Raw genomic sequence first — 6,802 nt, forward strand, 5'->3', positions numbered from 1 at the left:
GCTCCACTCCAGCTGACCCCATCAAGTGCCCTGGAGCACGTAGAGAACGCAGACACCCTTAGGCATCGCATATCGCTCAGGATCGGAGAGCTGCCCCTTGACCCATTAGAGAACAGTATCGGCAATGAGTTGTCTGAGCTGATCCACATTGCCTGTCCGTGCGGCGTCATGAAGCGACTCTGCATTTCCTTGGCCGCCAGCGACCCCGAGACAGAAACTGAGAGCAAGTACGGAAGTCCATGGAGACCGCATGACGCTCATCTCCAGCGTGCATCCGGCCCATATCGCTGCGGGCAACCTCGCGATCGACACCACCGCGACATAGAGGAAGCCGGGGCCAGCTCGGCACCGGACCGAGCCCTGCAGGCCTGCATCGTCGAAGGAATTTTACGCCTGATCCCCCGGAAGGCAACCAATCGCTTATCTGAGGCGTCTCGGCTCTGAACCGTCGCGGCTGCATCGGCTGTGATCTCGCGTGATCGCCGCCGGCGCCAGCAGGGATGATCGTTCGCCCGCTGGCGCCCTATCACACCTGGATCAGGCGGGCATCAGGTCGATGACGCGCATGACTGCCGTCGCGTTGCTCTGGTTCTTGTCCTCCTCGAACGAGTCCTTGGCGCAGGCAAAGACGTGGCCGGCCTTGGCCGTGTACGTCTTATCCCCCTGCTTGACCCAGACCTCGCCCTCCATGATCTGGCAGATCATGTCGTTCTTCATGGCCTCGTCGGGAAACCCGGAGCCTGGGGCGAAGACGTAGTCGGTGACCACCGCCATCTTGTACGCCCCGATGTCGATCGGCCACTTGCCGAGATCGACCTGGCGGATGCCGGGCAGGATCTCCTTGCCGGCATCCGGACCATACATCGAGGCCGCCGCTGCCGGACGCGACAGGCCTACGACCGGAGCCAGGGCAACACCGAGGAAAAGAGCCGACCGGCGATTGACACTTTCCATGGGAACCTCCTCCCTGATCCATGTGCGGGGTGCACATGCATCGGTTAGTTCACGCTCGATCCGCCTCGCTGTCAAAACACGTTCGCGGGCGCACAATTCGCAGTTGGACTGCGTTGGCGAGCACGCTAAGGGGGCAGAACAAGAATTGCTGCTCTTGTTCCACCCCTATAACCGGAGCAGGTGTGGGAGACTGCTGGCTGCCCAATGGGCATTCACTCACGGTGGCAGCCGGTGAAGGTAGGGCAGGTCAGGGGTGAAGAGCAGACCTTGTCACGGCCGCGCTTAAACAGCCGAGTTTGACCCGGTGCGGACGTTGAAGGTCATCCTTGCGCTCGGGCCGAACCCACACCTCATGTGGGTGTTCTTTGAGGATCATCTTTCTCCATCCACCTGACAGAGGGCGAGCAGGGCTTTGGCGGCTTGGAAATCAAACGTGCCCAATCCTTCGGTGAAGCTGTCAAGAACGGGGCTCAGCAGGTCATGAGCCGCTTGGCCTCGGCCCTGTCCGAGCCAGTGGCGGGCGAGTCGAGTTGCGGCTCGCAGTTCGAACCATCTGGCACCCTGGTCTCGTGCCACGGCGAGCGCCTCGCAAAAATCCTGTTCTGCCTGCTCGGCTCTGTGCTCCATGGCCTGGAGTTCGCCTCTCAGGCGCAGCAACTCGGCATGGACCCAATACTCGCCGGAGTGCTCCTGCGAGGTGAAAGCCTCCTCCAGCAGAGCCTGTGCCGCGTTGTGATCACCAGCCATGAGGAACCCCTCCGCGGTGCGGCAAAGCTGGTAGGGGCTCATGATCGTTTCCCCACTCGCCCGCCACGCGGTTAAACCCTGCTGGAGTTCACGGCTTCCGTCCCGGATTTCCCCACGCAGGATCAATCCTAGCCCCAGGAGCATTCGGGCATTTGCGGCAATCGCCGCTGACCGCTGCTCTTCCGGCAAAGCGAAGACAGCGTCGGCGTTGCGCAGGAGGGCATCATGGCTCCGGACGAGGTGGTAAAGGTCGCCGGTGTATCTCAGGGCATGGGCCAGGGTCGGTGGATGCGATCGCTTGTGCGCGAGGGCCAATGATCGATCAGCCCCTTGCAGCGCCTGATCCGGTTTGCCGACCATCAGCAGGGCAAGGCTGTTTAAGCACGAGGCACAGACACCGGGATCGTGGCCGGCGAAGATCAACGCATGGTCACGGTGTGCCTCGTCATCGTACAGATCCAGGTTGGACTGGGTCAGCTCGAGGGCTCTGGCGAACTTCCCCTCGAAGAACGCCATCGGATACTCGGCATGCTGGGCCTGGAGCCGGTATCCAGGGTCCTTCAGGTCGTCGGCCAAGCGATAAAGCTCCAGAACGAGTTGCTGCGCGAGTTGGCGCTGCCCCCACGCATACGCGACCAACCAGTTGCCCCAGAGGACCACAAACAGATCTCTTGATCGCTCATGCTTCCGCGCAACTTCGCGCGCCCGGTCGTAAATGCGTTTCACCTCGGGTGACCAATTCGGCAGGACCATCATCAGCACAGGACCCAGAGCCATGAGGAGGCCAAGCTCCACCTCGTCTCTGGCCGCCGCGGGTGGGAGCTGCTCGAGTACGGTCAGGCCTTTCCGGTAATGGGCAATTGCCTCCTGATTGGCATACTGCCGGACGGCCTGATCGCCCGCCTCGCGCCAGGACTGGACCGCCTGCGCGAGCAAGCCCCCTTCGGTGCAATGATGCGCGATCGTCTCGGGGCGGGCTCCTCCAGGATGTTCACGAAGAAGCTCATGGGCGATCCGGGTGTGGAGATGCTGGCGGCGGTCCCGCAGAAGACTCGAATAACTCACATCCTGCACCAGAGCGTGTTTGAACGCGTAGACCGCCCATGGTGGCACACCCCGTTGGAGGAGCAGACCTCCTTGGGTCAGTTGATCGAGGGATGCCTGCAAAGATCCATCCTCCTGAGCGGAGACCGCACGGATCATCTCATACGAAAATTCCCGGCCGATGGCTGATGCGGTCTGGGCGATCTCCTTGACGCCAGGGCTGCGATCCAGCCGGGCCATCAGCACATCATTGAGGGTGACCGGAATGGCGCCGGCTAGCAGGGGCTTATCCAGGACGAAGTGATCGCCACCGTCCCGCATTGAGCCGCGTTCCAGAACCGCCTTCGTGAGTTCCTCCACAAACAGTGGGACACCCTCGGCGCGGGTTGCGATTTGACCGAGGATCTCCGAGGGAAGGCGTTTGCCGGCCGTGCGGGCGGCGATCATGGCACTGCGTTCATCGTTCAGGCGATCGAGCGCCATTGTGGTGACGTGCGGGCGTTCGGCCCACGGCGGTGAGAACTCAGGACGGAAGGTCGCCACCAGCAGGATTGGCAGGGCTTGAACACGGTCGACGATCAGATGGAGCAGCTCCATCGAGGTGGGATCGATCCAGTGGACATCCTCCCACACCATCAGAATCGTGACAGAACGGCTCGCGATCTGAATCTGCCGCATGAGGGCGGCGAGGGTTCGCTCCTTCCGGGCCTGCGGGCTCAGAGAGAGGCTCGGAAACCGGTTGTCGCTCGGCAGCGAGATCAGGTCGGCCAGCAGGCCTTGATCCTCGACCGGCGTGTCCGTTCGCGCCAGCAGCGCCTCCAGCTTGTCCAATCTTTGCTCGCTCGTGTCGCCCGGCTGAAAGTGGGCCGCCCGTTGCAGCTGATTGATGACAGGGTTGAGGGCGCTGGCGCTGTGGCGGGGCGAGCAGAAATAGCTCAGCTCGGTGTGGGGAGTGCCTGTGATGTGCTCCCGCAGGCTAGCGGCGAGCCGGGACTTGCCGATGCCGGGCTCCCCGGAGATGAGAACAACCTGCCCCTGGCCATCCTGGGCCTGCTGCCAGCTTCTCAGCAGCAGCTCCATTTCCTCTTCGCGCCCCACCAGCAGGGCCTGGTCAAAGCGCAGGGCTTCGAAGCGACTGTCGATTGCCTTTTCGGCCGCGACCTCCCAGGCCTGGACAGGTTGACTGAAGCCTTTGAGGAGCACCGCGCCAGCATCCCGGCACTCGAAGCGTTGGCCCACGAGCTGGTGGGTACTGGGTGCGATCACCACGGTACCAGGCTCCGCCAGAGCCTGGAGCCTTGCCGCCAGGTTCGGGGTCTCGCCCACGACACTGCGCTCCTGGGCTGCTCCGGTGCCAAGGAGGTCGCCGACAATGACCAGCCCGGTGGCAATCCCGACCCGGACCTGGAGGCTCTCGCCCCCGGCGCTCAAGCGGCTTACCTCATCAACGAGCGCCAGGCCCGTGCGCACCGCCTGCTCGGCGGCGTCCTCGCGGGCCTGTGGATAGCCGAAATAGGCCAGCACCCCGTCACCCATGTACTTGGCCACGAAGCCACCGTGATGCTGCACCACCTCGGCCACGCAGGTGTGGTAGGCCCGGATCACCTCGCGCAGGTCTTCGGGATCGAAGCGGACCGACAGCGCGGTCGATCCGACCAGATCGCAGAACAGGATCGTCAGCTGTCGGCGCTCCGGCTGTGGGACCTCTTCTGGAATGGGAGGCTCGGACGTAGCGGCCGGTGGTGCAGCTTGCGCCTGGAGGCGGGCGATGGCGGACAGGAGCTTGCGCCGGTCGCCCACCGGCACCACGCCGAGGTCCTTGAGGTCCTCGGCCGTGAGATCCGGCAGCACGTGCTCATCAACGGCATTGTCGCGGAATGCCTGCTCGTACTGCCCCAGCCCCAAGCTGCGCAACCAGGCTCCCACGTCCACGGTCTGCCCTCCGAGCAAACGTGACACTCCGTGGCCACGGGTTCAGGCTAGCACCTTTCGGCCGTAGCGACATCTTTCGGTTCTCTTAGGAAGGTCTGCAGTTACCAAGGGGGCAGACCTTACACGAGGTTCCGTGTTCGCGTACAAGGTGGACGTTCAGTTGATCCACTCGACGGCGCTCCTTCACCCGACCCTGGTGTATGGAAATGAGCATGCTTCGAAGCAGGCTTCAAATAGCGGGCAGCCCATCGATGGCCCAGAGCGGGCTCCTGCGCTGCCCGTCAGATGAGCCCCCGGGCTGCGAGTTCGTTCTTCAGGTAAGCATAGTAGATTGGAGCCGCGACAAGGCCAGCGATTCCGAAGACGGCTTCCATGACCAGCATCGCCACTAGAATTTCCCACGCATGTGCGTGGATCTGGCCTCCCATCACGCGCGCATTCACGAAATACTCCAGCTTGTGAATGAGAACCAGGAACAGCAGCGAACTGGCCGCCAGCACCGGGGATACGCTCAGGCTCACGACCACGATGACGGTGTTGGAAATCAGGTTGCCGATTACTGGTAGAAGCCCGGCTATGAAGGTCACGGCGATCATGGTTTTCAGCAGAGGAAGCTGGGCTCCCATCAGCGGCACGATCGCCAGCAGATACAGCCCCGTCAGGGCAGTGTTCAGTGCGGAAATCCTCACCTGCGCAAACACCACGCTGCGAAAGGCTGATCCAAGCAGGCGGGCTCGCTTCCGCAGCGCCTGCACCAGAGGACCATTCTCGATCTCACCGGCCTCGTGGCTGATGGCGATCATAGCCCCGATGACGAGGCCAGCGACAAGGTGTACTGCCGTCCACCATACGTCCTCGCCCACCAGCCGCACCTGACCTGCATTCTCACGCAACCACGCAGAGGCCGCCGCTTTCAACTCCTCTGGATCGGCTGGGACATAGCTGCCGGCCCAAGCCGGAAGGTGTGGTCGCGCGCTCTCGATCACCTCGGCCATGCGCCGGAGCAGAATGGCCAGGCTGTCGGGCCCGCCGGACAACAAGGACGTGAGCCCCAGGATCCCGGCCCCGATCACCACCACAACGAGGGTCGCAAGAAGCGACACAATGATGATCTTGCCCGTGCGGTGGGTCACACGCATGCTCGGTGTCGGAGCCAGGATATGGACGAGCTCGTAGACCAGCAGCCCGGCCAGCAGCGAGGTGAGCAGGCCGAACTTGAGCGCGCCGAGCAGAGCAATGGCCGCAAGGATCTGGGTTGTGGTTTCGAGCCGCGAGACGGCACCCGCCACACCTCCGGCAGGACGAGGCTCTTTCGATGACAGGTCAGGCCCTAAAGGGTCGAGCATCGGCTCAGCTCTTGCCATCCCAGGAGCTGTCATTTTCCGTCGGACGAGGGGTGATGTCGACCTTAATTCAAGTCCAACCACCTCGGCTGAATGACCATGGGATCAGCAGGCTGGCTGAATGAGGTGGCCGAGCGCCGCAGCCGGCAAGCTCCTCGTGCTGCATTGCCAACTTGCTCCGCTGACCTTCGTTCGAACGAAGGTCAGGTCCTGGCACGTTCCTGAAGTACGCCGAGTGTCCGCAATGGGGCTGAGAACGGACAAAGCTACATCGACCGACACAAGGAAAGGCCGCCCCGTTGGGCGGCCTTTCAGTTCAATCCGTTCGCTGAGGTTTCGCTCCGATTGCAGCAGAACCTCGTCTCACGTTTCAGAGGGTGAGGCGGACCGATGCGCGCATTGAGGAAGCACTTTCCCGAATTATGGCTATCCTATGCGAGCGTCCACACTGTGATGTGACGCGAAGTTCCCCTTAATGGTTAGCCCAAGTGCTTGATTTATATGGACGCGAGCTCGCTGCCATTGGATAGATGCTGCCGCAAATCGGCTCGAAGTGTTTCCCCAACTCTAACGCTTGCTGTTCCGACGATTGCCCCAGAAATGAAAGAGCCCGAGCTCCTTTTGGAGCTCGGGCCGTCAGATTTGTCTAATATTTCGTTCTAAAGCGTTTTTGGTTTCAGTGTAGGACATAGCCGGCGTGCCTGATCCAGCCTTTGGCATCGTTTGCGGTGATGGTGTCGAGGGCTGGTTTGAGTTCGGCTTCCAAGGCTTCGAGAGTGCGT

3 protein-coding genes are annotated in these 6,802 nt (G+C 62.2%); all 3 read right to left on the reverse strand.

The features are described from left to right. Positions 1 to 537: 537 nt before the first annotated feature. The 3 genes from ACS5Q1_RS45720 to ACS5Q1_RS45730 all read right to left on the reverse strand — a co-directional run bounded on the left by ACS5Q1_RS45720 (position 538) and on the right by ACS5Q1_RS45730 (position 6,023). On the reverse strand, positions 538 to 954 hold the full coding sequence (locus ACS5Q1_RS45720) for a hypothetical protein (protein WP_473104429.1): 417 nt from the start codon (positions 952 to 954) through the stop codon (positions 538 to 540). 372 nt (positions 955 to 1,326) lie between these two features. Further along, entirely contained in the window at positions 1,327 to 4,677 is a 3,351-nt protein-coding gene (locus ACS5Q1_RS45725) for an adenylate/guanylate cyclase domain-containing protein (RefSeq protein ID WP_473104430.1), read from the reverse strand. Positions 4,678 to 4,958: 281 nt separating this feature from the next. Next, the gene (locus ACS5Q1_RS45730; protein WP_473104431.1) at positions 4,959 to 6,023 is read right to left on the reverse strand and encodes an AI-2E family transporter; all 1,065 of its coding nucleotides are present in this window, start codon (positions 6,021 to 6,023) and stop codon (positions 4,959 to 4,961) included. Positions 6,024 to 6,802: the final 779 nt, after the last annotated feature.

It is taken from the genome of Microvirga sp. GN3 (assembly GCF_055792825.1).

What these genes read in the sequence shown, in the direction of transcription:
- ACS5Q1_RS45720 (WP_473104429.1), bottom strand. Translation starts at nt 954, where the DNA reads ATGGAAAGTGTCAATCGCCGGTCGGCTCTTTTCCTCGGTGTTGCCCTG.
- ACS5Q1_RS45730 (WP_473104431.1), bottom strand. Translation starts at nt 6,023, where the DNA reads ATGCTCGACCCTTTAGGGCCTGACCTGTCATCGAAAGAGCCTCGTCCT.